Origin of the sequence: Prosthecobacter sp. (assembly GCF_046154365.1) — a bacterium.
In the GTDB taxonomy this organism is placed as follows: domain Bacteria; phylum Verrucomicrobiota; class Verrucomicrobiia; order Verrucomicrobiales; family Verrucomicrobiaceae; genus Prosthecobacter.
This window is the reverse complement of the sequence record NZ_JBJXFV010000047.1, coordinates 1-23,057: the sequence shown is the minus strand read 5'-3', so window position 1 is coordinate 23,057 and position 23,057 is coordinate 1. Positions and strand designations below refer to the sequence as shown.

The 23,057-nt window shown below is 59.1% G+C and carries 19 protein-coding genes and 6 pseudogenes; 9 read left to right on the top strand and 16 right to left on the bottom strand.

Annotated features, from left to right (window positions below; translation table 11 throughout):
* The 3 genes and pseudogenes from ACKVY0_RS05125 to ACKVY0_RS05115 all read right to left on the bottom strand — a co-directional run.
* A pseudogene (locus ACKVY0_RS05125) lies at window positions 1-422 on the bottom strand (hypothetical protein); the annotation flags it as partial.
* A gap of 157 nt (window positions 423-579) precedes the next feature.
* Window positions 580-2,637 (bottom strand): c-type cytochrome domain-containing protein, encoded by a 2,058-nt coding sequence (locus tag ACKVY0_RS05120; RefSeq protein WP_409213711.1) that lies wholly within the window; start codon window positions 2,635-2,637, stop codon window positions 580-582.
* A 54-nt stretch (window positions 2,638-2,691) separates the two neighbouring features.
* Entirely contained in the window at window positions 2,692-3,837 is a 1,146-nt protein-coding gene (locus ACKVY0_RS05115; protein WP_409213710.1) for a c-type cytochrome domain-containing protein, read from the bottom strand.
* 153 nt (window positions 3,838-3,990) lie between these two features.
* On the opposite strand from ACKVY0_RS05115, the gene ACKVY0_RS05110 reads away from it, so the two are divergent.
* Entirely contained in the window at window positions 3,991-5,391 is a 1,401-nt protein-coding gene (locus tag ACKVY0_RS05110; RefSeq protein WP_409213709.1) for a cryptochrome/photolyase family protein, read from the top strand.
* A 16-nt stretch (window positions 5,392-5,407) separates the two neighbouring features.
* Here ACKVY0_RS05110 and ACKVY0_RS05105 read toward each other — a convergent pair whose 3' ends face one another.
* Window positions 5,408-6,100 (bottom strand): YggS family pyridoxal phosphate-dependent enzyme, encoded by a 693-nt coding sequence (locus tag ACKVY0_RS05105; RefSeq protein ID WP_409213708.1) that lies wholly within the window; start codon window positions 6,098-6,100, stop codon window positions 5,408-5,410.
* Window positions 6,101-6,172: 72 nt separating this feature from the next.
* Between ACKVY0_RS05105 and ACKVY0_RS05100 the strand changes: the two genes are divergently transcribed.
* Window positions 6,173-7,492, top strand: coding sequence for a Gfo/Idh/MocA family protein (locus ACKVY0_RS05100; protein ID WP_409213707.1), 1,320 nt, complete (start codon window positions 6,173-6,175; stop codon window positions 7,490-7,492).
* Window positions 7,493-7,820: 328 nt separating this feature from the next.
* Here ACKVY0_RS05100 and ACKVY0_RS05095 read toward each other — a convergent pair whose 3' ends face one another.
* The 6 genes and pseudogenes from ACKVY0_RS05095 to ACKVY0_RS05070 form a co-directional block, all read right to left on the bottom strand.
* Window positions 7,821-8,165, bottom strand: coding sequence for a hypothetical protein (locus ACKVY0_RS05095; protein WP_409213706.1), 345 nt, complete (start codon window positions 8,163-8,165; stop codon window positions 7,821-7,823).
* 164 nt (window positions 8,166-8,329) lie between these two features.
* The gene (locus ACKVY0_RS05090) at window positions 8,330-8,734 is read right to left on the bottom strand and encodes a hypothetical protein (RefSeq protein WP_409213705.1); all 405 of its coding nucleotides are present in this window, start codon (window positions 8,732-8,734) and stop codon (window positions 8,330-8,332) included.
* Window positions 8,731-9,258, bottom strand: coding sequence for a hypothetical protein (locus ACKVY0_RS05085; protein ID WP_409213704.1), 528 nt, complete (start codon window positions 9,256-9,258; stop codon window positions 8,731-8,733). The genes ACKVY0_RS05090 and ACKVY0_RS05085 overlap by 4 nt, the downstream gene beginning before the upstream one ends.
* A gap of 4 nt (window positions 9,259-9,262) precedes the next feature.
* Complete coding sequence (locus tag ACKVY0_RS05080; RefSeq protein WP_409213703.1) at window positions 9,263-9,421, bottom strand: hypothetical protein; 159 nt, start codon at window positions 9,419-9,421, stop codon at window positions 9,263-9,265.
* A gap of 164 nt (window positions 9,422-9,585) precedes the next feature.
* Window positions 9,586-10,510, bottom strand: a pseudogene (locus ACKVY0_RS05075) (DUF3387 domain-containing protein); the annotation flags it as partial.
* A gap of 24 nt (window positions 10,511-10,534) precedes the next feature.
* On the bottom strand, window positions 10,535-11,428 hold the full coding sequence (locus tag ACKVY0_RS05070) for a LysR family transcriptional regulator (RefSeq protein WP_409213702.1): 894 nt from the start codon (window positions 11,426-11,428) through the stop codon (window positions 10,535-10,537).
* Between the two features lie 86 nt (window positions 11,429-11,514).
* Here ACKVY0_RS05070 and ACKVY0_RS05065 point away from each other — a divergent pair, with 86 nt between their 5' ends.
* The 3 genes from ACKVY0_RS05065 to ACKVY0_RS05055 are packed head-to-tail and all read left to right on the top strand — an operon-like array spanning window position 11,515 to window position 13,009.
* A complete protein-coding gene (locus ACKVY0_RS05065) occupies window positions 11,515-11,958 on the top strand; it encodes a DUF5069 domain-containing protein (RefSeq protein ID WP_409213701.1) in 444 nt (147 codons plus the stop codon).
* A 26-nt stretch (window positions 11,959-11,984) separates the two neighbouring features.
* A complete protein-coding gene (locus tag ACKVY0_RS05060) occupies window positions 11,985-12,590 on the top strand; it encodes a pyridoxamine 5'-phosphate oxidase family protein (protein WP_409213700.1) in 606 nt (201 codons plus the stop codon).
* Window positions 12,587-13,009, top strand: a complete 423-nt coding sequence (locus ACKVY0_RS05055; protein ID WP_409213699.1) for a DUF1348 family protein — start codon at window positions 12,587-12,589, stop codon at window positions 13,007-13,009. Before ACKVY0_RS05060 ends, ACKVY0_RS05055 begins: the two co-directional genes overlap by 4 nt.
* Window positions 13,010-13,093: 84 nt before the next feature.
* Here ACKVY0_RS05055 and ACKVY0_RS05050 read toward each other — a convergent pair.
* Window positions 13,094-13,477: pseudogene (locus tag ACKVY0_RS05050) on the bottom strand (type I restriction enzyme endonuclease domain-containing protein); the annotation flags it as partial.
* Window positions 13,478-13,711: 234 nt separating this feature from the next.
* Between ACKVY0_RS05050 and ACKVY0_RS05045 the strand changes: the two are divergent.
* Together ACKVY0_RS05045 and ACKVY0_RS05040 are read left to right on the top strand one after the other, a co-directional pair.
* Window positions 13,712-15,133: an AAA family ATPase gene (locus ACKVY0_RS05045; RefSeq protein WP_409213698.1), complete on the top strand. Its 1,422-nt coding sequence runs from the start codon at window positions 13,712-13,714 to the stop codon at window positions 15,131-15,133.
* An 18-nt stretch (window positions 15,134-15,151) separates the two neighbouring features.
* Window positions 15,152-16,045, top strand: coding sequence for a hypothetical protein (locus ACKVY0_RS05040; RefSeq protein WP_409213697.1), 894 nt, complete (start codon window positions 15,152-15,154; stop codon window positions 16,043-16,045).
* Between the two features lie 11 nt (window positions 16,046-16,056).
* On the opposite strand, the gene ACKVY0_RS05035 is transcribed toward ACKVY0_RS05040, so the two are convergent.
* The 3 genes and pseudogenes from ACKVY0_RS05035 to ACKVY0_RS05025 all read right to left on the bottom strand — a co-directional run.
* Entirely contained in the window at window positions 16,057-17,115 is a 1,059-nt protein-coding gene (locus tag ACKVY0_RS05035; protein ID WP_409213696.1) for a DUF2235 domain-containing protein, read from the bottom strand.
* Between the two features lie 33 nt (window positions 17,116-17,148).
* Window positions 17,149-20,292: a hypothetical protein gene (locus ACKVY0_RS05030; protein ID WP_409213695.1), complete on the bottom strand. Its 3,144-nt coding sequence runs from the start codon at window positions 20,290-20,292 to the stop codon at window positions 17,149-17,151.
* A 32-nt stretch (window positions 20,293-20,324) separates the two neighbouring features.
* A pseudogene (locus ACKVY0_RS05025) lies at window positions 20,325-20,900 on the bottom strand (type I restriction-modification system subunit M N-terminal domain-containing protein); the annotation flags it as partial.
* Between the two features lie 189 nt (window positions 20,901-21,089).
* Between ACKVY0_RS05025 and ACKVY0_RS05020 the strand changes: the two are divergent.
* Window positions 21,090-21,488: pseudogene (locus ACKVY0_RS05020) on the top strand (CHC2 zinc finger domain-containing protein); the annotation flags it as partial.
* A 75-nt stretch (window positions 21,489-21,563) separates the two neighbouring features.
* Here ACKVY0_RS05020 and ACKVY0_RS05015 read toward each other — a convergent pair.
* Together ACKVY0_RS05015 and ACKVY0_RS05010 are read right to left on the bottom strand one after the other, a co-directional pair.
* Complete coding sequence (locus tag ACKVY0_RS05015) at window positions 21,564-22,025, bottom strand: type II toxin-antitoxin system VapC family toxin (protein WP_409213712.1); 462 nt, start codon at window positions 22,023-22,025, stop codon at window positions 21,564-21,566.
* The gene (locus ACKVY0_RS05010) at window positions 22,022-22,168 is read right to left on the bottom strand and encodes a hypothetical protein (protein ID WP_409213694.1); all 147 of its coding nucleotides are present in this window, start codon (window positions 22,166-22,168) and stop codon (window positions 22,022-22,024) included. Before ACKVY0_RS05010 ends, ACKVY0_RS05015 begins: the two co-directional genes overlap by 4 nt.
* A 203-nt stretch (window positions 22,169-22,371) precedes the next feature.
* Here ACKVY0_RS05010 and ACKVY0_RS05005 point away from each other — a divergent pair.
* Window positions 22,372-23,057, top strand: a pseudogene (locus ACKVY0_RS05005) (fucose isomerase); the annotation flags it as partial.

The following is a 23,057-nucleotide window of genomic DNA, read 5'->3' as shown; positions in this document are numbered from 1 at the left end:
GGTTTCTTCGCGAGTTTGGCGATTTCATCGGCGGTATAGGGTGTCTGGCCCATCTGTGTGCGCCAGCGGTTCACATTGGCCTCAAGACCACCGGCGGGGCCTGGCATGAGGGAGATGTAGCACTCGCCTTCTTGATTGGGGCCAAAGCGGAGATCGAGAATACGCATGCCGCTGGGGTCTGGTGTTGCGAACTCGCTCCAGCCTTCAGGAATCGTCCAGGTGAGCAGTTCGCGAAAATTGGGACGTGCTTGTTCCTTCTCTTTGGCATCATCGAAGAAGCGGGTGGAACTGGGAATATCGACATGCTGTTTACCGGCGTAGCTGGAAATCTCACGCGTCTCGGTGATGGCCTCACGTTCCTCCAAGCGGTGGCAGGAGGTGAGAAGGCCGATGACGGCGCAGCATGAGAGGGGGAGTTTCATCGAAGTGGAACGCATGGAAGGGCGGGATGTTTAGCAGCAACCGTGGGAATGACGAATGCAGAATGACGAATGACGAAACCGGGACGTGCGAGAACGCAGCAATGGGGCGGCAGCACCGCCTCATTCGTCATTCTGCATTCGTCATTCGGATTTCCCGTCACGAACCCTTGTGATCGGTGTGACAGGCTTTGCAGTTCACGGCGGCCTTAAAAGCAGCGACGCCAGTCGCGTCCTTGGCCTGGATCTTCTTCACGGAGCCGATGAGAGCCTGGCATTTGGTGACCCAAGCAGCTTTGTCGCCTTTCGGTGGCGTGGCGGCGCACATGTCCTGGTAAGCCTTGAGCAGCGTTGCGAGTTCGGCGTCCGTGGCAGTGCCGCCGCTCACTTTTTTGCAAAGAGCGTCCTCCGGCTTGTGGTAGGTCTTCATGGCCGTCTTGATGACGTCACTGCCAGCGGCAGCAGGCTTTGCGGGAGCTGCGGCGGCTTTGGGATCGGCTTTTTTCGGGTCGGCGGCCTTTGCGGGAGCAGGCGGCGGTGCGGGTGGTGCAGGAGGCGGAGCGGTGAGCTTGGCGATTTCGGCTTCGGTGAGGCCGACGTTCACTTTGAGGCCGGGAAGCTGCGCTTCGAGGGCCTTGGCGCCGTTTTGCGTGACGCCGGTCTGCCAGACGAACAGTTTTTTCAAGGCCTTGGCCGTGGCGAGTTTGGCGATGCCGCCATCCGTCGTCTTGGTGCCGTAGAGGTTGAGGTATTCGAGATTTGGCAGCGCACCGAGCTTGGCAATGCCTGCGTCGGTGATCTTGCTGTTTTCGAGGTGCAGACGCTCAAGATTCGTCATCTTCGCGAGCGTGTCGGCGCCAGCATCGGTGATCTGGCTGCGGGCGAGATCGACCCAGACGATTTGAGCGGCGATGGGAGCCAGCAGCGCGAGTTCTTTGTCGCCAAATTTATCAGCAGCATTGATGACACCGAGGCGGAGCTGCTCGGTGTCCTGTGCGAGCGGCATGAGCGAGGCGTTAAGGGCCTGCATCTTCGCGCTGATCTCGGCGACCTGCTTCTTTTCGGCATCGGTGAGCGGTTTGGCCTTCGGCTTGGCGGCTTTGGCAACAGCGGCGTCAGCTTTGGGCAAACCTTTGGCGAGCAACACCGCGAGCGCGGCTTCGACATCGGCAGGCGCTTTCACAGAGGCCACGGTGGCGGTTTCGGAGGCACCGGTTTCGATCCACCACTTCAAGATGGCGAGTTCTTCTTTCGTGACCTGTTTTTCATCGCTCGGTGGCATGTGCTCGTCGTCATCATCGGGCAGATTGATGCGGGTGAGCATGAGGCTGTCCGCCGCCTTGCCTGCAATGACGGTGTTCGCGCCGTCACCGCCGCCTTTCATGATCGCAGCGAAGTCGTGGAGCTGCAGCTTGCCCTTCTTTTTCTCGGTGCCGTGGCAGGCGATGCATTTCGCGCTCATGATCGAGGCGACGATGTCTTTATAAATGACCGCCTTCGCCGCGATGGCAGGATCAAGCTTGCCACCTGCCGCAGGTGCGGCGGCGGGAGGAGGCGTTGCCGCCGGTTTGGCAGCGGCAGCGGCAGGTGCTGGAGTTGCGGCAGGTTTCGCCGGAGCAGCAGCGGGTGCGGCAGCCACCACCGCGACGGGCTTGGCGTCATCTTCAGCGGTCCAGCCGGTGTTGATGTGTGCGTTCGGCAGCTTGGCCTTCAACGCGGCGACGCCCGCCTTCGTGACGCCGGACTGCCAGAGATAGACCGCCTTGAGTTTGCTGAGTCCGGCGAGTTTGGCGACACCCGCATCGGTGACCTTGGTGTTGTAGAGGTTGAGGTATTCGAGTTCGGCGAGTCCCTTGAGGTGATCGAGACCCGCATCGCCGATGGCGGTGCCTTCAAGGTGCAATTCCTTGAGGTGCTTCATCGCCGCGACGGCTTTGAGGCCGCCATCGGTGACCTTGCTGCGCGCAATGTCGAGCGAGGCGATCTTGTCGGCGATCGGCGCAAGTGGTTCGAGACCAGCGTCGGCGAATTCTTTGGCAACATTCAGCGCCGTGAAGCGGAACGCCTTCGCATCGGCGGCGATGGGCATGAGCGAAGCGCCGGTGGCGTTCACCTTCTGCATCGCGGCAGTGACGGCAGGATCGGCGGCGGCTTTGTCATCGGCGGCATGCGCGGTGAAGGCGAGTGCCAGGGCGAGGAGGAGGTGGGTGGATTTCATGAATAAAGGGAGCGTTGCGAAGAACAGAGATAGCAAAGAAAGGCTGAAGAGGGCCTAGCCTTTCAGAATTCCATCAACTGTCGCCTGAAGTTCGGCGGGAAACTTGGCGCCGCCCACTTTCTGCGTGTTGCTGGCTCCCTGCTGCACCCACCACTTGAGGATTTCGATTTCCTCCGGCGTGAGCTGGTCTTTGCCTTCCGGTGGCATGTGATCGTCATCGCTGTCGGGCAGCGTGATCCGCGTGATGCTCAGGCTCTCCTCGGGCTTGCCGACGACGAAGTTCTTGCCGCCCTCACCGCCTTTCATTGCCATTTCATAGGTGTCCATCCGCAGATCGCCCTTCGATTTTTCCTCGTTGTGGCACTTGTTGCACTTGGCTTCGAGAATGGGGAGGATGATGTGCTGGAAGACGAGCTTGTCATCACCTGCGGGAGCAGGACCAGCGGTGGTCGGCGGCGTGGGAACAGGTGCGACCTGCACTACGGTTTTCGGCTCATCCTTCGGTTCCACCTTGGGTTCTGTCTTCGGCTCGGGTTTGATCTCGAGTTCGGGCGCTGGTGCGGGCTTCTCGACGAGGCCCAGCAGTAGCTTCTCCATGCCGACCATCTGGTTCTTGATGAATGGGGGTGCATGCTCGGTGAGGAATTTGTTCCCATGACTCATGTTGCCACCGAAGTGAGCACCGAGGCCCATGATGCCAAAGCTGATGAAGTAGAGCGCACGGTAGGCATTCAGCAGCTCCATGCTGCCACGGCCCATTGCCGTGAGACGTACCATCAGCGCGATCAGCACACCCGCCGTGCCGAGGATGCCCATCGTCTGATGCAGCGTGAAATTACCACCCACATAGCCGCCTTCACGCGAGAGCATGATGCCCGCCATCACCGCCAGCACGGCACCGGCGGAGCCGACCACCAGCATCAGCAAAGACGCATCGCCGAATTTCTGCTCACCGCGACGGGTGGAGCAGATCAGTTCAAACAAACACAGCAGGCCCAGCGCTCCGACCGGCAGATGCAGCAGGATTGGATGAAACCGGCCGATGAACAGGACGAAACTCGACGGTTCGTGCTTGGGTGCGTCATACAACGGCGGGAAGATCAGCAGGCCGAGCACAAAGGCCACAAGGAGCAGCAGGCTGGCGATCCAGGCGGCAGTGTAGGACTTCGGTTCATCAATATCACGCACGGACGAAGACATGGGTGGGAATCAGGGTTGGTTTTTGGGATATGGCACTTCTAGTAACGGCGGTGCAATGAAATATTCATCACGAACCGCATGGTCAATACCACAGACTTTAACCTCACCTTTTGTCGGATGCCGCCCGTATCTTGTCCCCTGCCCTGATTTTTCATGCCCCGCACCGTTCTTCACTGGTTCCGCCGCGATCTCCGCCTCACCGACAACACCGCGCTCCAAGCCGCCGCCAAGACCGCCGAGCAGGTCATTCCGGTCTATATCCTCAGCGATTGGAAAGAGCGGCACGACTGGACCGGGCCGAATCGCCAGCAATTTCTCTGCGGCAGCCTCGCATCCCTCGCCAAGAACCTCGAAACCCTCGGCAGCCGCTTGATCATCCGCTGTGGCCGTGCTGATGCCGAGATCGAGCGCCTCGTGCGCGAGACCCAGGCCAGCGCGGTCTATTTCAATCGCGACTACGATCCCTATGGCCGTGCCATGGAGCCAAAGGTGCGCGCGGCCTGCACTCAGCTCGGCATCGAATGCCACTCGTATCAAGACAGCGTGTTGCATGAGCCTGACGCAGTCCTCACGCTCAATGCGCAGCCTTACCGCGTCTTCACGCCGTACTCGAAGAACTGGCTCGCACTCGACAAAATCGCCCCACAGGGCCGCGTCACCACCTTGGGACCGAAGGCTGATGAAAAAGTGAAGAGCCTGCCGCTGCCCACGCTCGCGCATTGGCAACTCCCCGCCTCCACCGCACAGATTCCTGCGTCTGGAGAACGTGCGGCACGGGATCGCATGCAGCGCTTCATCGACAGCGGCATCCTGCATCGCTACGGCCAGGAACGGAACATTCCCGCCGGGCAGACGACTTCGGTGCTGAGCCAGGATCTGCGTCATGGGTTGATCAGCATTCGGGAGTTGTATCAGCAGTGCGCGAGGGCCTTGCCGGCTGAAGTCGGGACTCCGTACCTCAAAGAACTCGCATGGCGGGAGTTCTACTTCGCCATCCTGTGGTTTTACCCGAACGTCTTTGACGAGGAGTTCAATCCCGACTGGCGCGGCATGCCCTGGCCTGGCAGCGACGCCGACTTCCTGCGCTGGGCCACTGGCACCACCGGCTTTCCCATCGTCGATGCCGGCATGCGCCAGCTTTTGCAGACTGGCCTCATGCACAACCGCCTGCGCATGATCACCGCCATGTTCCTCACCAAGGATCTGCACTGCGACTGGCGCATGGGCGAGGCCTTCTTCATGCAGCAGCTCGCAGACGGCGAAAACGCCAGCAACAACGGCGGCTGGCAATGGTCCGCCGGCACCGGTGCCGATGCCGCTCCCTACTTCCGCATCCAAAACCCCTGGCTGCAAAGCGCCCGCTTTGATCCCGACGGCGTTTACATCAAACAATGGGTGCCCGAACTCAAAGACGTGCCTGCTCCGCTGCTGCATGAGCCGCCGAAGCTAGGGCTGCGTCTCGCGAAAGACTATCCACCACCCATGGTCGATCACCACACCGAGCGAGATCGCTGCCTCGCGATCTTTGCCAAGCACAAAGCGGAGAGAAGTTAACAGTCTGCGTGATGATTCAACAGAGCGCTGCACGCTCGCCAAAGATCGCGCTGCCGACGCGGACGATGGTCGCGCCTTCTTCGATGGCGATCTCGAAATCATGGCTCATGCCCATGCTGAGGAGCGGGAGCGGTGCGCCGCCGAGTTTTTCGAGGTCATCGCGAAGTTCGCGGAGTTGGATGAAGTAGGGCCGGCTTTTCGTGGGATCGGGGTCGAAGGGCGGGATGCACATGAGGCCCTGGATTTCGAGGCGGCGCAGCGCATACAGGGCTTCGAGGCTGGAACGCAGGGTTGCGGCGTTGAAGCCGTGCTTGGTGCTTTCGGCGGCCACGTTGACCTCAATGAAGACCTTGGGATACAGGCCAAGTTCAGCGGCGATGCGATCGACATCACGCGCGAGGGCGAGGGAGTCGATGCTGTGGATGAACTTCACCAGCGGCAGGATTTTGCGCACCTTGTTTGACTGGAGATGGCCGATGAGATGCCATTGCAGACAGGCGGGCAGTTGCGGGACTTTGGCGAGGAGTTCCTGCGCCTTGCTTTCGCCAAAGATGAGCTGTCCGGCATCGACGGCTTCGCGAATCGACTCGACGGGAAAGGTTTTCGAGACCGCGAGCAACTCCACACTCACGGGATCACGTCCGGCCTTGCTGGCGGCGGTGGTGATGCGGTCGCGGATGGCTTGCAGGCGGTCGTGGAGGTCGTTCATGCGTTGACGTAGAGAAAACGGAAGATGCACGGCATGCGCAACGTATTTTCGCGCTCAACCACGCCACCACACATGCAATCACGCCGTCATTTCATCCGCCAGTCCACCGCCACACTCTTTGCTGCTCCTTGGGTCACCACCGGCATGCGTGCCGCCTCACCGAATGGCAAGCTGCGTCATGCGGCCTTTGGTGCTGCGGGCATGAGCATGAGTGACATGAGTGCGATGTCGAATCACCCGATGTGGGAGCTGGCGGCGGTGTGCGATGTCGATACGCGCAACTTCAAGAAGGCGCAGGAAAAGTGGCCGAACATCAAGGTGTATCAGGACTGGCGTGAACTGCTGGAGAAGGAAGCGAACAACATCGACAGCGTGAACGTTTCCACGCCGGATCACATGCACGGCAGCATCGGTCTCGCCGCCATCGCGAAGGGCAAGCATGTCTATGGGCAGAAGCCGCTGGCGCACAACCTGTGGGAGTGCCGCCAGATGGTGGAGCGTGCGCGTGAAAAGGGTGTGATGACGCAGATGGGCATCCAGGTTTCCTCCGACTCCTCCGAACGCCTCGCTGTCGAACTCATCCAGATGGGGGCCATCGGCAAGGTGAAGGAAGCCCACACTTTCTCGAACAAGAAATGGGGTGACGTGGACGCGCGTCCGGTGAAGAACGATCCGATTCCCGAAGGCTTCGATTGGAACAAATGGCTCGGTGTCGCCAGTGAACGCAGCTACATCCAGGGCTACGATCATCCCGGCAACTGGCGCAAGCGTCGCGACTTCGGCACCGGCACGCTCGGCGACATGGGCTGCCACATGTTCAGCGGCTGGTTCCGCTCCCTCGACCTCGCTGCGCCGACCTCCGTCATCTCACGCGGTCCTGCGCCGAACAAGGATAACTGGAACATCAACGCCGTCGTCGAATACACCTTCTTGGGCACCAAGTTCACCACAGGCGAAAGCATCAAGGTCACCTGGACCGACGGCGACGCCCGTCCGCCAGCCGAAGTCATGGCCCTGATCGGTGACGCCGCCAAATTCCCCGGCCAAGGCACGATTTATCTCGGCACCGAGGGCGTCCTGCTGCATCCGCATGGCTCCACGCCGATGCTTTACCCGCGTGACAAGTTCACCGGCTACAAATACCCGAAGATCGAGAAGCGCGACCACTGGGGCGACTTCATCGACTGCTGCCTCAAAGGCGGCAGTCAGAAACCCTCCGCCAACTTCGACTACGCCGGACCGCTCACCGAAGCCGTGCTGCTCGGCTGCCTCGCCAGCGACTTCCCGAATGAAAACCTCATCTGGGATGCGCCCGCCCTCAAGATTCCGAACCATGCCGCCGCTGACAAAATGGTGCGGCGGGAATACCGTAAAGGCTGGGAAATTGTGTGAGATGACGAAATGATGCCGTCACTGCGGCTGGTGCGCTTGACTCCGCGCCGCGCATTGTGGAAAATGCCTTCATTCACGGGACTGTCGTCCCCCGTGCATCGGAATAGCCGTGAGTAGTCGTCAGGCTGGTGTTTCCTACGGCACTGCGCCCGCCAGTGCAGCCGAACCACGGTGCGGGCACCCTTCAGGGTCGCACGGCTCCCGATGGAACCCTGATGCTTCCTGCTGGCCGCCGCAGGGATGACAGGCCGCTGCGGCTGATCTCAGGCCACGCTGCCATGCTTTCAAGGCTCAACCCAGCTGCTTGCGTTCTTCGCGATTCAGTTTGTCAGCCAGTTGCAGCCTGACACCGTTTCCCGTAAACGTTCCGCGACGGGTCGCCGTAATCGATCAGGATCAGGTCGCGCTCGCGCTTCTCCTCGTGGTCGAAGAATTTGCCCCGGTTGCGCAGGTGCTCGACGAATTCCCGGTTGCCGTAGATGTCGGTGTGGAGATGGCGGAACTGCCCGAGCAACGCGCCCTCGGCCTCGGCATAGCGCGGGTTGAACTCCCGCACCTTGGCATCGAGTAGCTCGAGTAGCTCGTCGAAGAAGAGCGACCCGCCCTTCATTCTTCCGGTTTCATCCTTCGTCCTTTCCACGCCGCGCCGCCGCTCGGCTTCCTCGCGGGACACAATCGTCCAACCGACCTGTCCGCCGTAGCCTCTCGACCGCCCTAGCCTCGGCGAAGGAGGTTGGCGAAGGTGGATGGCCTCGGCGTAGGCGAGGATCCGGGCTCCTGACCGCCGTAGCCCGGAGGGCGAAGGAGGTTGGACGGTTTTGTGTTCGCCGGGCTTGCTCATTCCACGGGTTTGGGCTGGTAACTCGCCTCGCGGGCAATCATGAGAGCGATCTCCTTTTGCGCTGGCTTGTCGGCGGGCCAGTCCACCACGTCCGCATGATTCAGGTTGTTCGGCAGCGGCTTGGGCAGCACGCGCAGGCGGTGCTTCGCATACACCTGCGCCAGTGCATCGGCTCGTCCTTGCAGGGTGGTTCCCGTCTCATCGGCCACGGTCTGCCCTGCCTGCCAGATCTCCGATTCCTCCAATCCCAGATGCCGAGTCACAGATAGTTCCACCCACTTGTAGGGCATGAACGGATCAGGCTTCAGCGTCCCGTCCGCTCGCACATGCTCACGACGCAGGATGTAGCGGGCCAGCCACTCGTCCGCCGTCATGGGCCTTTCGCCTATGTCAGGAATCATGCCGCCAAGACCTGGTGGATGAGTTGCAGCAAATCTCCGGGCACGCGGTTTTGGAAGACTTCACTTCCCGTCCGCCGACTCGTCTCACCCAGCAGGGCCGCGTAGTTCAGCTCACCCGCCGGCCCCACACTGACCGACAACACCCGGCTGGGCGACTGATACCACTCCAGCGTCAGATGTCCGTCCGGCTCCGCGCCCACGCTCGGCATCGGGATGTCCGCAGGCAGATGTTCCACCAGGCGATACGCAACGCGATAGGCATCCAGCGTCACCGGCTCCGCGCCGTAGCCATCCCATCCCGGCTTTTCGCAAGCCTCCGCCTGCGCAGCCAGCGCCAGGAAGACCTCATAGCGATCCGCCTGCGCCTTCCCATCAGGCATCTCTGAGGCATGATGTTTGAAGAAGTCTTGCAGCGCCTCTTCCAGTAGCCCATTCAGATCGGTCTGCCCGGATTGGCTGACAAAGCTCCGCGCCAGACTCACGAGTTCTGGCGACAGCTCAGCTTGGATGACGGTCTTGCTCATGGGGTCAGTTTAACGTGTTGGAAATAAAAGGGAAGCCCCGATTACCCGCGAGGCTGGACGGCAAGCGCTGCCAATGGCCGGTGCTCGCGCCCGCGGCCTCGGCATAGCGCGGGTTGAACTCCCGCACCTTGGCATCGAGCAGGTCGTCGAACTCAGTGTTCAACGTTCGATGTTCAGTGTTCAACGTTCGATGTTCAACGTTCAACGTTCGATGTTCAACGTTCGATGCTCCACTTCCTGGCCGGTTGGGTTCATCTCGATTCGGGCACTTCAAAGGCCTGCCAAGCCAACGCTGTAAAAATCGCCTCCGTCCCTTTCCTATCCCCCTCAAACCCACTCCGCGCACAGCAGCTCCGCCTGTTCCAGCACGGTCTTCACCGCTTCCTCCTGCAAGTCCGGCGAGCCGAAGGAGCTGGGCGACTGAGACAGGCAATGCGCAGCATTGGGCGAAGCCCGACCGAGCGGCGGCAGCGAGGAAGCCAATAGCCGTGTTTGTTCAGGATGCGTTTCACCATCACCTTGATCCGCTCCCGCGCGCTTTCCCGCAGCGTCCAGTCGATGGTCACGCTCTTTTTCACCTGGGTGATCAACTCCGCTGCGATCAGTTTGAGTTTGTCGTCGCCCATCACCTGCACGGCGCTGTCGTTCGTGGCGAGGGCGTCGTAGAAGGCAACTTCGTCATCCGTCAGGCCCATGTCCTCACCGCGCTTGGTGGCGGCGTCGAGGTCCTTGGCGAGTTTGATCAGCTCTTCGATGACCTGCATCGTGCTGATGTCGCCCTTAGCCCCAAAGGGGCGCGATATTCCAGCCCAGGGCAACGCCCTGGGTTTCATGGCCCAAAACAGATCAAGCCCTGTAGGGGCGATACAACGGTTATGTCGCCCCTACAGGGCTTGATCCAATGGGAACGCATACCCAGGGCGTTGCCCTGGGCTGGCATGTGCCGCGCCGTTGGCGCTCAAGTCCGGCGGCGGTGAAGACGTCGATCACCTGGCCTTCGGTGGTGATGGCCTTGCTAACGAGCTGGCGGATGGCGGCGTCGATCTGCTCGGGCGTCTTGCGGTTGCTGCTGCTCTGCTTGTTCAGCGCGGCTTGCAGGGCTTGGAGCCGAGCCGACTGGCGGGAGGCGAGACAGACTGCTGAAAGCAGCCCGCAGGGCGAACCCGCCGGGAGGCGGCGGGTGAGTCAACAAAGTCACGTCATCGCGGATCGCCGTCGCTTCATCGCTCGCGGCGCACAGGGCAAAGGCGCGGGGTTGCAGTGAGCGTTGTGTGGCTCAGGCAAAACGAGCGGCGGATTCTTTGATCTCGTGCACCAGAGCGTGAGTGCTGGCGGGCACTTTGCCGCGTTGCCAGAGCACGATGAAATCCCACTTCGCACGCGGGTCTGAGATCGGCACGAACACGATGCCAGGATGCTTGAACTCCTGAAAATACGCGGGCAGCAGCGTCACGGCATTTTCCGATGCGACGAGCGAGAGCACGTTGGTGATACCATCCATGATGACGGCGAAGCGCGGCTTGAAGCCTGCGGTTTTGCATAGCGCCGACATCCATTGATTGCGCCCAGGCATCTGCTCTTCGTCGATGCCGATGAAGCTGCGGCCTTTCAACTCCTTGAGCGCGATTTTCTTTTGCGCCGCCAGATTGTCGCCGTCCGCGACAGCGACGCACACGCTGAGCGAACCGAGCCTGGCGCTGTAAAACTCACGCGCAGCAAGCGCGCCTTCCTGGCCAATGAGTGCGACATCCAGCTCGCCAGCGCGCAGCCTGTCGATCTGCTCGCGTGGCGAGAGGTCGTGCAGTTTGAGTTTCACTTCGGGATGAGATTTGCGCAGTCGTGCGAGCGCGGGCGTGAGCACGGATTGCGCAGTGGAGATGAGATAGCCCACGCGCAGCTCCGCGCGCTCGCCGCGTGCCTGACGGCGCAGTTCGGCCATGGAGGCTTCGTAATCCGCGACCAGAGGGCGCATGGATTTCACGAGCGCGTGACCGAGACTGGTAGGCTTCACGCCGCTGGTCTCACGCTCCAGCAGTTTGCCGCCGATCTCGTTTTCCAAAGACTGCATCTGCCGGCTGAGGGCTGGCTGGCTGATGCGCAGCCGCACAGCGGCGCGGTTGACGCTGCCTTCATCGATCACGGTGAGCAGGGCGCGGATGCGGTCAATCATGACGCCGATGGTATGTGCATCCGGCATAGCCGCAACGTCGAACCGGCATTACCCGCCGGGCATCTCATCGCGCAGAATGACGGCCTATGAACGCACCGAACCTCACCCAACGTCCGCCCCGCAGCCCGCGCGTCCGCCTCGGCGGCTACACCATCCTGCCGCGTCTGCTCGACAAAGCGCGCGCGGTCATTGCAGGCACCGCTGGCGAATACAAATACAACAACCCAAACGACGGCCACTTCTTCCGCTTCACCGGCATCACTCCGGACGCGCTGCTGGCGCAGGTGAATACGGGTTCCGGAGACTGGGACATGCTGCTCTGGGTGAATGAGTACGCCCCGCTCAAACACACGACACTGGAAATCGAGCAGTGGTCCAATTGGACGGAAACCGTTGCCTTCCACGACCTCGAGATGCGCGAGTGGTTCACCGATCAGATCAAGCGCCTCAATCCGGCGCGCGAAGATCTGCGCGGCACCTTCGATTACCTCGATCTCGACGACTACGTCAGCTTTGGCGGCATCGCCTGAAATCTGGCCTCCACTCCATCACGATCATGGCCGACCGCTTCATGCACACTGTTCTCACGCCCGCCGTGCTTGCGGCAGAGCGTCACTATTATGGGCGCACTTACCCGGCGCTCGACGCCGTGCCGGAGCGCGATGCCTTCACCGCTGGCGAGGCGGAGTTCATCGCGCAGCGCGACTCATTTTACATGGCGACCATCACCGAGAATGGCTGGCCTTACCTCCAGCATCGCGGCGGCGCGCAGGGCTTCCTTCGCGTCACCGGGCCGAACGAACTCATGTTCGCCGATCACGGTGGCAACCGGCAGATGATCAGCGTCGGCAGCCTCGCAGTGAATGATCGCGTGAACCTCTTCCTCATGGATTACCCGGCGCGAGAGCGATTGAAAATTCTCGGTCACGCCAAAGTGCTGGACGCACGCGAGCATCCCGATCTCGTCGCGAAGATCGCACCTCCCGGCGGCCATGCCGCAAAGGTCGAGCGCATCATTGTCATCGGCGTTCTGTCCTACGACTGGAACTGCCCCAAGTTCATCACCCCGCGCTTCACCGCCGCCGAGCTGGAAGCCGCCGTCGCCCCGCTCCAGACGCGCATCGCCGAACTCGAATCCCAACTCAAACTCCGAACCCCATGAACCCACGTCCGCCGCTCCCGCCCTTCACCGAAGAAACCGCCCGGCAAAAAGTCCAGATGGCCGAGGACGCCTGGAACAGCCGCGACCCCGAGCGCGTCTCGCTCGCCTACACGCCCGAAACCGAGTGGCGCAATCGCGATGTCTTTCTCCACGGCCGCGCCGAAGTCGTCGAGTTTCTGAAACGCAAGTGGGCGAAGGAGCACGACTATCGCTTAAATAAAACGCTCTGGGCCTTCACCGGCAACCGCATCGCCGTGCGCTTCGAATACGAGTGGCACGACGCCGACGGCCAATGGTGGCGCAGCCACGGCAACGAGAACTGGGAGTTTGACGAGCAAGGCTACATGGCGAAGCGCTACGCCAGCATCAACGACCAGCCGATCACCGAGGCCGACAGGAAATTTCGCTGGGAACGGTGAATCTGGACTTCGCCGCCGCCTGCCGAAGCACGCCACCACTTCGCCACCACCCCCGGCTATCGCGAGGGACGGGGGCGCTCATCAAAAGACCCGCGAGAGTTGCGTCACGATCTTCGTGAAGCGCTGGCGCACGGTTGGGTAGGGCGCTTGGTCCTCCAAGCGCCGTCCCCGAACGGCGGCTGGAGGACCAGCCGCCCTACCATCATAATCCTGTTCGAGGATGTGCTCCTGTCCGGCGGGGATGAGCGCGAGGCGTTCGGCGGGTTTGCCGGTCGTCCACTTGTCCCACTTGAAACCGTGCATCATATCGCAGGCGATGCCGTGCTTCTCTAGCATCACGGCGATGGCTTGCGCGGTGTCGAAGGTCGGGTTGCCTTGGCCACCGCTCTCGGTGTAGGTGATCAGCGCCTTCTTGAGCTGATCGGCAAGTCCGAGGTAATCCACCACCAGACCGCCGGGCTTGTCGCGAAGCCGAGCACGCCGGAGCGTGCGAGGCAAATACGGGCACCATTGCGCGAGGGCCGGCCAGTTGACTGGTTCGAGAGTGTCAGCCGGTACCGCAGCTTGCGCCGCTGGGTTTCAAACGGGTTTTTCCGTTGCACCCCCCCCCCGCCAAAGTATTCTCAGAGAAACTGAATCTAGAAAAGGTTGAGCGTCCAAGCCGCAATTTGCCAATCTCGAACCCCAGCAAAGAAATCGACCATGTATCTTCACAAACTTAGCATCAAAAACATCCGGTGCATTGAAGCTGCGGAACTCTTCTTTCAATACCCTGAGCGCCAAGCAAAGGTTGGAGAATCGCCGTTGCCAGGCCTTGACCCAGACGGAACGCGCTCGCTGGGAAATGTTAATCTTGTTTTGGGGATCAATGGATCCGGCAAGACCACCGTCTTGAAGGCTGCCGCGCTTGCCCTGATCGCTCCCGTCCTCAGAGATTCAGGCTACCATCCCTATTCGATCGTTCGGCGAATTGCAGGCAAAAGCAGTCAACGGCAACGCTCAAGGGTTGATGCGGATGTTTTGCTTTCGCCTCAGGATTTTCCGCCCCCAACTTCTAAAGGGAAACTCAAAACGCCAAAAAAAACTGCGACAGTCAAACTACGAGGTCTCGACGCCTCTTTCATGAGGAGGGCGACTTCGGACACAATTGCTTCGACCTCAAGCGATACTGGCGTCTGGAAAGCAATGTATGACCGTGCATCCCCAGCCTTTTTGGTGGTCGGCTACGGGGCGACCCGACGAGTCACCTCACAGAACACTGATCCCTCACAGATGGAGAAGCGGAATCTGATCCGATACATGCGAGTGCAGAGCTTATTTGATGAAGCTTACCCCCTAATTCCACTCGCATCTTGGCTCCCGGCCTTGGCTAATAGCAATAAGGGACGTTGGACTCAAGTGGTGCATCTCATATCGAGGGCACTTGGGGACGACTACGAATTCACGGGCGAATTTCAGGATGGCGAGTATCAGGTGAGCCAGGCAGGCATCAAGCTGCCCATCGGTGCTCTCTCCGATGGCTACCGGGCTTATATCGGCTGGGTGGGTGACATGCTTTATCACATCTGCATGGGAGCTCCGTCAGGTGCCAAACTGGTTGAAAACTGCGGCATCGTCTTAGTTGACGAAATTGACCTGCATCTTCATCCCGAATGGCAAAGGCGTGTGATTCCGACACTGGCCAAGACTTTCCCAAACATTCAGTTCATCTTCACAACTCACAGCCCGATTGTGGTAGGCAGCGTTGAGTGGAGCAACATCCACGTTCTTGGTGAAAAGGGGCCGGTGCAGTCGCCTGACGCAGTCAGCGGCTTGAGTGCCGAGCAGATTCTCCTGAGCCCATATTTCGGTTTACAGACCACCCGCTCTGAGCGCAAAGTTGAGGAATTGAGGGACATTGAATCTAAAACTCAAAAGGCTGTTAGCTTGAGTGGAAGCGATGGAGAGGATCAGGCCCTTGAAGCCGCCATGGAATACATGCGCAGCCTCACGGTGGGAACTGAGGCGCTGGCAACGACACCGCCTACCTCACAACTGGCTCAAAAGCATGCAGGTGCTACCAACAAGACCGCCACTGCCACGAAGCGGTCGGCAGCAAAGAAACAGGCAACAAAGAAGAAGTAACCCCACTGCATCCTAGTCATGATTGGTTATCCGATTACTCCGAAAGCGCTGCGTGCCCAAATCAAGGCACACGATTCGAAATGGCTCACCAAAGCAGCCGCAGAGACCAAGAAGCTCAAACACGGGCAGAAAGTTGACAAGTCCATGTGGAGCGACGTCAAGCCTGTTTACATGAAGTTGCAGCACGGCAAGTGTGCGTTCTGCGAGACGCTTCTGGGCAAACAGATTGACTTCGACCTCATCAAACAAGACGTGGAACACTTCCGCCCCAAGAACGGAGTGGACCCTTGGCCAACTGAAAAACTCCGAAACAAACTCAAGCTTCCCACAGACCTCCCTCAGAGCACCCACACAGCCAAGGGTTACACCTTCCTTGCCTACCACGAGTTGAACTACGCGTCCTCGTGCAAGACCTGCAACAGCACCCTGAAGTCGAACTATTTCCCAACCATCAAAAAACCCGTTACCGCAGGTAAGAATCCCGTCACGCTCACAAAATCGGAGCAGCCCTATCTGATCTATCCCATCGGGGACTTTGATGTGGTCCCAGAAAAGACCATTACATTCTTGGGATTGCTGCCCGTGCCCGCAAACGGGGCCACGCAACAACCCGACCATGATCGCGCCAGAGTCACCATCGCCTTCTTTGGGCTTAGCATCCGGGATGACCTCATGTATGGGCGCGCGCTGCTTCTCGATCAGGTGGGCGACAAATTCAAGCTCCTCGCCGCCACCAATGTTCCCACTGAGCAGGCTGACTTGAACAAAGAAATCGATATTCTTTGTTCCCCCGCGACGCCCTACTCAAGCTGCCTGAACGCTTTTGTCCTGTTGTGGAGAAACAAGCCCGACAAGGCCAGGGAGATGCTCAAGATCGTCAAAGCCTACCTGGCAGGCTTTGGCGAGAAGTAAGGATGCCGTGCTCAAGCCCACCGCCGCCAAGGCTCCACGGCATGATCGGTCGGCAGATTCTTCGGTGCGTAGTCCTGTTTCATCCGTTCTTTGACCGATTCATGCACCGTCACACCTGGGTTAATGAACCGTCGGCTGAATAGATTCAGCCGTGGTAAATGACGTTTTAAACCAGCATAATAAGTCCATTTCGGCCAGAACTCTGCAATGCGCCACGCAGACGTCATCGAATTGTGCATGTCTGCTTTAGGATCAGCCGAACATGGAACCGACAAGATCTTTGCAGCCTTATTTGAATCGATTGTCAAACCCTTGTCTCGCGCCTCCAAAAGCATCCACTCGAGAGGGAGTAAAGCCAGTCCACTCTTCTCCTTTTCGTAGCCGCCCCCGATGTCGCTGTGTACTCCTGCAAACCACACTTCCTTAACGTCCTGGTCGTTGCTGCGTTCCCATCGGTTCTGGCGGAAGAACGCACGTCGCTCATCAATCGCCACAGCATGGCGCACGGTTATTACGGATGGATTTTCTCGGGTGTAAGAAAGGACGACAGGATTCCAGACCCAGCCCACAGAACTGACCGTGTCCCAGACGCCCAGAAAATGAATCGGGCAAGGACGCGAGAAGGTCTTGGTGAACTCATCAACCAGAGTCTTGGCCGCACGATGCTTGTAGAAGTGTATGGCTGAGGAAATCATGTTCGAGTGCTCAGGCCGCAGCAGACCACAGCGATGGATCAAACCAGCCAACGCCCTCGCAGCGTAGGCACCTCGGCTGAACCCGAAGAGGAAGATCCGATCTCCTTCCTCATAGTGGTCCATCAGGAATTGATAGCACTCCTGAATGCTCCGCGTTAAGCCGAGACCGAAGGCCAACCCCATCACCTTTTGGAACACTCGCGCCGGGCGCGTCAATGTCGGCGTTGCCGTGAATGTTCCCACACCGGTCGTGTAGTAGGCATCTTGCACGCCGGGCTTGAGATCCAGGCATTGAAACAACTTTACCACGTTCGTATTGTCCTCACGGAACTCATTGTTCGTGCCGTCGATGCAGATGATGATGTTTTTGCTCATGGTGTGGAATCAGGAATACTGGCGGTGAAGGTGCTATTTCTCAGAAGTCTTGCGGGATTGCAATTCAGCGAGGATCACTCTCTCGGCGTCCGCAAGCTCAGCGTCACGGCGGTGGTAACCGCACTCTTTGATGAGCTTCTTGGCAGCGTCGAGGTCGTCCTTCGGACAACGGGACTTGCCGTTCGATTCGAGCCTCCACGGATAGACTATTTTCCTGAAAAAGAGTCGCGCTCGATAGAGGTAAATATCGGCCATGATAAGCTTCATTGGACCACGCGCCGCGATGTCCATTGCCTCATCGAGGTCGCTCTCCGCGCTATCTGGTCCGGTTTGGGCCTCGGTGAGAAAACGCAACCAAGCTCTAGTGAGCAGCGCGTGCGGAAGGAGGCAATTTTGATCTGCTCGGCGCAACTTTTCCACAGCAGCCTCGAGTTCCTGGTAGGCAATCGATAGACTGGTAGATCTACCTGATTTACCATAGCGGAAGAAAAACCTCAATAACCTGGCACCCAGTCCCAACGGCCTCCGTTCGAGAATCCCCATATAGAGGGCTGCGCGGCCAATAGTGAGATGATCTAGCGCTTGACTGAAATCGCCAATGTTAGTCCGTTTAGCCCAACTGAGAGTCTGCTTCGCACGCTTGGAAACTTTTTGGCACAATTTGCGGTGGCGCGAACCTTCGCGTGCAAAGTGAGGGGTGAAACATTCATGTCGAAGACTTCGACTCCCTGCCGCACGCTCAGCAGCAACTAGCACAACGTCACAATACCTGAAGCCACTCAAACTGTGCAAAAGTCGGAATTTGCGTTTGTCCTTAAGCCAAAGTTTTTGCGCGACGCGCACATGTTCCTCTGCGCGTGAGAATTGGCCCGCCTGATTCTGGGCATCAGCCAAAGCAGTGATTGCCTTGCTAAGTAATTCAGGTTCTCTGGTGCAGTTTGCCAGTTCGACTCCCCGATTGGCCTCTATCAGAGCGGCATTGATGTTGCCTTTTAGCAATTCCAACTCGCTCAGGTTTTTCGTGTTAATGGATGCCTGTTTCCAATTTTCTTCCTCAAGACGGAGTTTTTGCCCCAGTCGATATGGATCGGTTGCTTCGCTCAACCGTCCCACAGCTCTCAGACAGTAACCGGCTGCGTTGCATAGATAAGCCTGAGCAGGTGCGATCAATCTTGACGAAATTTTGTGCCATGGTGAGTCGAAGAAACAGGTAATGGCTTCTAGATCGGGGCCAAATGCTCCTAGTCTATTCTGAGGATAGGCTTCTGAAACTCGTTGGATGCGATCACGATAAAGTTCGTCACAAACTTCCTGCTGCAGCCCTGCATGACATCCGTGTGCGACAGCGTGGTATAGCGGTTGGAGGTCTTCTAGTGTGGGCTGGTCACCTTCATCAGTCGCAGCACACAGGTATTCATAGAGTCGCTTGTGGGCCATTCGCCAAGCTTCCTGGAATTTCGTGCGCAATTGCTCGGAAAAGTGTTCACGGAGCAACGGATGGCAATCGATGCTGTCGAGTGCACCAGATGCATCTCTATTTGCCGATAGAAGTCTGGCATCTGCCAGCCGAGTAAAGGTAAAGTTCCGCTGTGGTTCCGTCAGTTCGACCAGTGGCTCGGTCAGTCCGGGAATAGCGGGGGCTCGGAGCAGCACGTCGAGGCAGTCCGACGAAATTGGTCGATTAAATAAGCCGAGCAAACGGAGAACCGCTAGCGCGCTCAAGCCTTTCGCTCCTTCGCGGTCGAACTCGCGTTCGTAGGCTTCGATCACACGGAAGGCGTGGCCACCTTGTTCTGCGGCATCAGCTTCACGCAATCTCACGAGATCGCGTTTCCGAATGTCGCCAGCATGAAAGTCGCGTAGGTAGGTGCCCAGCAAGTTCAAGGTAAGAGCATGTCCTTTCACATCGATCACCAGTGTTTCAAATTGCGCGCGAGTGCCGCTTTCTTTTCGGACGCCAAGACTTTGCAGCAAAGTTACGCCTGCCTCAGTCGCAAGGCTTTCTAGCTCATACATAGGAGCATTGAGTCGAACATGGTCATTGAGGTCGCGGATGGGATAACGGGAGGTAACCACGCAGAGTCCATGATTACGACTTGCTAATCCCGTCAGAACGGCACGAATACCTGGGTCTTTGAGCGTTCCGACCATGGACCGATCAGGCGAACTAGAGGAATACTGCAATGGCTCAATGCCATCCAAGATCAATACGGCTCTCATATCTCCCACTCGCTTTGCCAGACGTGCGCCCTTGGCACTGGGGTGCTCCGCGCTATTCGCCATGCCCGGGTCCCCAAAGAACTCAAGTGCCTTGACGAGAAAGAGATCCGATGAGGCGGCACCCCATTCTGCCCCGCCTTGGTTAGCGAATGACCATGCAAACGCAGACTGACACCCCGGCCAGTGTTGAGCAGCCATACTCGCTAGCCACCTCGCTACTAAAGAAGTTTTCCCCTCACCGCCAAAGGCAATAAAGGAAATTATAAGAGGCCTCCCTGTCTCACGGGTAACCGCATGTTCCCATGCATCGGTCAGGATCTTCGTTTCGACTTCACGTCCAATAAAAACATTTGTAGGGCGTATGGCAATTTGCCCAATATTGATTTCGCGTTTCGGCAGAGGTGAAGTGGTCACCCAGCGCGTCAGGTAGGCAATAAAGGCCTCCCGACTAAACGGTTCTCGCGTCATCGAGTGGTCCAGCAACCTTGCAATCAATCCTTCGACAAGGAAATCAACATATTCGGTGCCTGCATCCTGCTTGGTATGTGCATGAATGAATGAGGTGACACGACCACAAGCCTCTTCGTATAGTTGCTTTTCATCCAAAGGCCGGGATTCGATGATTACCGCACCATGTTGCTTCTGGACCTTTTCGCTGCAGTTCCCAACCAGCATGAGGCGGCATTTTTGCGTCGTCGCAGCCTTTTCGAGCGACTCTGCCCAAGTTTGCACATTGGACCAAGTGAAGCGGTTCTTGGTCGATTTTACCTGAACCGCTTCCTGAACTTGTCCGTCTGTCCAAACAAAATCGAACTGATCTTCGGCATCGAGCGGTTCCAACTTTAGCTCTATGAAGTTCCGCTCCTTCTGCGCGATGTCGAGTAGTGCGATCAACGTCTGAACGATGAATCCCCGAATGGCGACCGGACCTCCAGAACTGTCTGCGGATTTGCTCATAATGATTCCATATCTTGAGGCGATTGGTCGAACAGATCGACGGAGCGGTGGGTCTTCTCGCCTTCGATGGCGGCGGTGAGTTCGATCGTGGCGATGATGTCGATCAGTTCGCCGAGGCGCTGGTTATCCTTCGCTGCGCTCAGGCTCTGCGGTGTGGCTACGCGTGGGGAGAGGGCGCTGTCGCGCCGGGCAGTGTCGAGGCCGGGGCGGGCGTAGTCCTTGGGGAGGACGCCTTTGAGGCGCGGGTTGTCGCGCTCAATGGCGACCATGGCGTCGTCCACGGTCTTGCCGATGGTGGGAAGTTTGGCGCTGGCCTGAAGGTGGGACCAGCGGGCATCGGCGGGCACCCAAAAGACGTTCTCGGCTTTGTATTCGTCAGGGTCTTCGGGATTGGCCCCGGCGTAGTCGCCCTCACCGGCGAGGAGTTTGGCGCGGTGTTCCTCGAAGGTGTCGGAGATGTATTTGAGGAAGATGAGGCCGAGGACGACGTGCTTGTATTCCGCCGCGTCCATGTTGTTGCGGAGCTTGTCGGCGGTGAGCCAGAGCTTCGCCTCGAAGCCGATGGTGGCGGTGGAGTCTTTGGAGCCGATGGATTTGGTGCGGGCCATATACGCGGGTAGTTTCAAACGATTGTCTGCCGGTAAGCACGCGCGAAAATTGGGCTGACTCTGACGTGCAGGATTGAAGCGCCGACGTTTGCGACAATGAGGCTGGATTCCACCACATCCACATCCGCGCGAACCGAAGGCGGCTCCGGCACCGATTAACAAAAGTCGCGATCCGGGTTACAATTCTTCATGGGAATCAGCCGGGCACTTTCGCCTGGCCGACCATCGAACCTTCACAGGAGGAAAACGCCATGTCCCGATTTGCCGGGTACCGCCGTGCCCTCCCTGCGGGTTCGCTTTCAGCGAAGCGTCTCGCTCCGCTCGGCTGTGGATTTCAAGGCAGTGAAGGCTGCCGTCTCCATGCTCCAAGTGCTCGAACACTACGGCTTTGCCGAATCGTTCAAGCGCACGGGGAACAGCCTCAGCGGGCCTTGCCCGCTTCATGGGGGAGAGAGCCGGACGCAGTTTCGCGTCTCGCTGGAAAAGAACTGCTGGAATTGTTTCGGCACCTGCAAGGGTGGCGGAAACGTTCCGGATTTCGTCGCGCGCAAGGAGGGGTGGGGCGAAGCGGCGCTCGCGTTGTGCGACTGGTTTGAGTTGCCGACGAAGGAGAAGCCGGCGCGGCCTGCCAAGGACGCCGGAGATGCACCCGAGGGGATTCCTTTACCGGCTCCGCCGGGCGGCCAGCGCAACGACACGGACGCCTGCCGCTATGGCGAATTCCTTTTGGTCCGCGTCGAAGGTCAGGAGGGCGTCGGCTCCGACTTCGATGGCGATGGCGACATGGAAGAGGTCCATCCCGCGGATGGGAACGGAAAGGCCGTGCTCGGCACTGAGTTCGGATGCGGTGCGAACGGCGTCGCGCCAGTCGAATTCAGCGTGCGGCCAGTAGCCGAGGCGGACTTCCTGTTCGAGGAGGCGGATCAACTCGCGGGCTTTGCCTGGAATGACGACTGCCGCCCGCTCAAGCTGGCGCAATGAATTGAACACCTCGACGCGCTGCCACGGCGTCCAGACGACCTGAAGGTCAGGAAAGAGGTCGAACGCACGGACGGCTGCGTCGTGGTTGTCGTCATCGGTGATTTTGCAAGCGATCCACCACGACGTGTCCGCATAGACCGTCATTTCTTCAGCGTGCGCAGGAAGGCGACGCCATCGAATTTGCCTTTCCCTCCGCCGACAGCGCGCGCTTCCGCCAGTTCACGGGTCATCCGCGGGCGGGCCTTGTCGGCGGCCTTGCGATTCGATTTGTTCGCGGCGGTTTTCATTGGTGCGCGAGCGTATTGCGTGTGGATTACAGGGTCAAGTGGTGCGGATGGGCGGTCATCTTTTGGACGTCATCCTGCGACTTATCCACAGCTCGGACCGACCGAAAGCGAGTTACAATTCCGTGTGGAAACGAGGAGAACTCTTCCATCCTGGCCCGGGTCTGTGCAGACTGCCGGGAAATGGCTGATCACTTTTCCAAACGATGAAAACCGCATACCTCGTCGCCAGTGGCGACCTTCGACTCTCGGCGAACCAGGTCTGCTGGCCGGCGCAGGCGGCGATGGAGCAAATTCTGACGCGCGCGTTGAAAGCCGAGGGATGGGCCGTGCGGCGGGCGCATCCGTTCGACAAGGTGAAGCAGCACGGCTTCATCGATTCGCAGCGGATGGGGATCGAGGTGTTTCGAGACATTCCGCCGGATGCGCCACTCATCGTCGCGGAGGCGGTGTGGCAGTATTCGCATCATCTGCTCGCGGGGCTGACGACGCATCGGGGGCCGATCCTCACGGTCGCGAATTGGAGCGGGCAGTGGCCGGGGCTGGTCGGGATGCTGAATCTCAATGGCTCGCTGACGAAGGCCGGCGTGCGCTACTCGACGCTGTGGAGCGAGGAGTTCACGGACGACTTTTTCCGCACGAAGCTGCGGCAGTGGCTGAAGACCGGGCGCATCGCGCATGACACGTCGCATGCGCGCCCGCTCGATGATGTGAAAGTGCCCGCGACGGCGCGGAAGCTCGGCGAGAAGCTCGCGGCGCAGCTCGTGCGCGAGAAGGCGATCTTGGGCGTTTTCGACGAGGGCTGCATGGGCATGTTCAACGCCATCATCCCCGACCACGCGCTGCACGCGTGCGGCGTGTTCAAGGAGCGCCTCAGCCAGTCCGCGCTCTA

Coding starts and splice junctions, on each gene's coding strand:
- ACKVY0_RS05015 (WP_409213712.1), bottom strand. CDS start 22,025: ATGACGGTCTATGCGGACACGTCGTGGTGGATCGCTTGCAAAATCACC.
- ACKVY0_RS05030 (WP_409213695.1), bottom strand. CDS start 20,292: ATGAGCAAATCCGCAGACAGTTCTGGAGGTCCGGTCGCCATTCGGGGA.
- ACKVY0_RS05120 (WP_409213711.1), bottom strand. CDS start 2,637: ATGAAATCCACCCACCTCCTCCTCGCCCTGGCACTCGCCTTCACCGCG.
- ACKVY0_RS05090 (WP_409213705.1), bottom strand. CDS start 8,734: ATGATTCCTGACATAGGCGAAAGGCCCATGACGGCGGACGAGTGGCTG.
- ACKVY0_RS05045 (WP_409213698.1), top strand. CDS start 13,712: ATGTATCTTCACAAACTTAGCATCAAAAACATCCGGTGCATTGAAGCT.
- ACKVY0_RS05085 (WP_409213704.1), bottom strand. CDS start 9,258: ATGAGCAAGACCGTCATCCAAGCTGAGCTGTCGCCAGAACTCGTGAGT.
- ACKVY0_RS05040 (WP_409213697.1), top strand. CDS start 15,152: ATGATTGGTTATCCGATTACTCCGAAAGCGCTGCGTGCCCAAATCAAG.
- ACKVY0_RS05010 (WP_409213694.1), bottom strand. CDS start 22,168: ATGAAAACCGCCGCGAACAAATCGAATCGCAAGGCCGCCGACAAGGCC.
- ACKVY0_RS05055 (WP_409213699.1), top strand. CDS start 12,587: ATGAACCCACGTCCGCCGCTCCCGCCCTTCACCGAAGAAACCGCCCGG.
- ACKVY0_RS05110 (WP_409213709.1), top strand. CDS start 3,991: ATGCCCCGCACCGTTCTTCACTGGTTCCGCCGCGATCTCCGCCTCACC.
- ACKVY0_RS05070 (WP_409213702.1), bottom strand. CDS start 11,428: ATGATTGACCGCATCCGCGCCCTGCTCACCGTGATCGATGAAGGCAGC.
- ACKVY0_RS05115 (WP_409213710.1), bottom strand. CDS start 3,837: ATGTCTTCGTCCGTGCGTGATATTGATGAACCGAAGTCCTACACTGCC.
- ACKVY0_RS05065 (WP_409213701.1), top strand. CDS start 11,515: ATGAACGCACCGAACCTCACCCAACGTCCGCCCCGCAGCCCGCGCGTC.
- ACKVY0_RS05105 (WP_409213708.1), bottom strand. CDS start 6,100: ATGAACGACCTCCACGACCGCCTGCAAGCCATCCGCGACCGCATCACC.
- ACKVY0_RS05035 (WP_409213696.1), bottom strand. CDS start 17,115: ATGAGCAAAAACATCATCATCTGCATCGACGGCACGAACAATGAGTTC.
- ACKVY0_RS05060 (WP_409213700.1), top strand. CDS start 11,985: ATGGCCGACCGCTTCATGCACACTGTTCTCACGCCCGCCGTGCTTGCG.
- ACKVY0_RS05100 (WP_409213707.1), top strand. CDS start 6,173: ATGCAATCACGCCGTCATTTCATCCGCCAGTCCACCGCCACACTCTTT.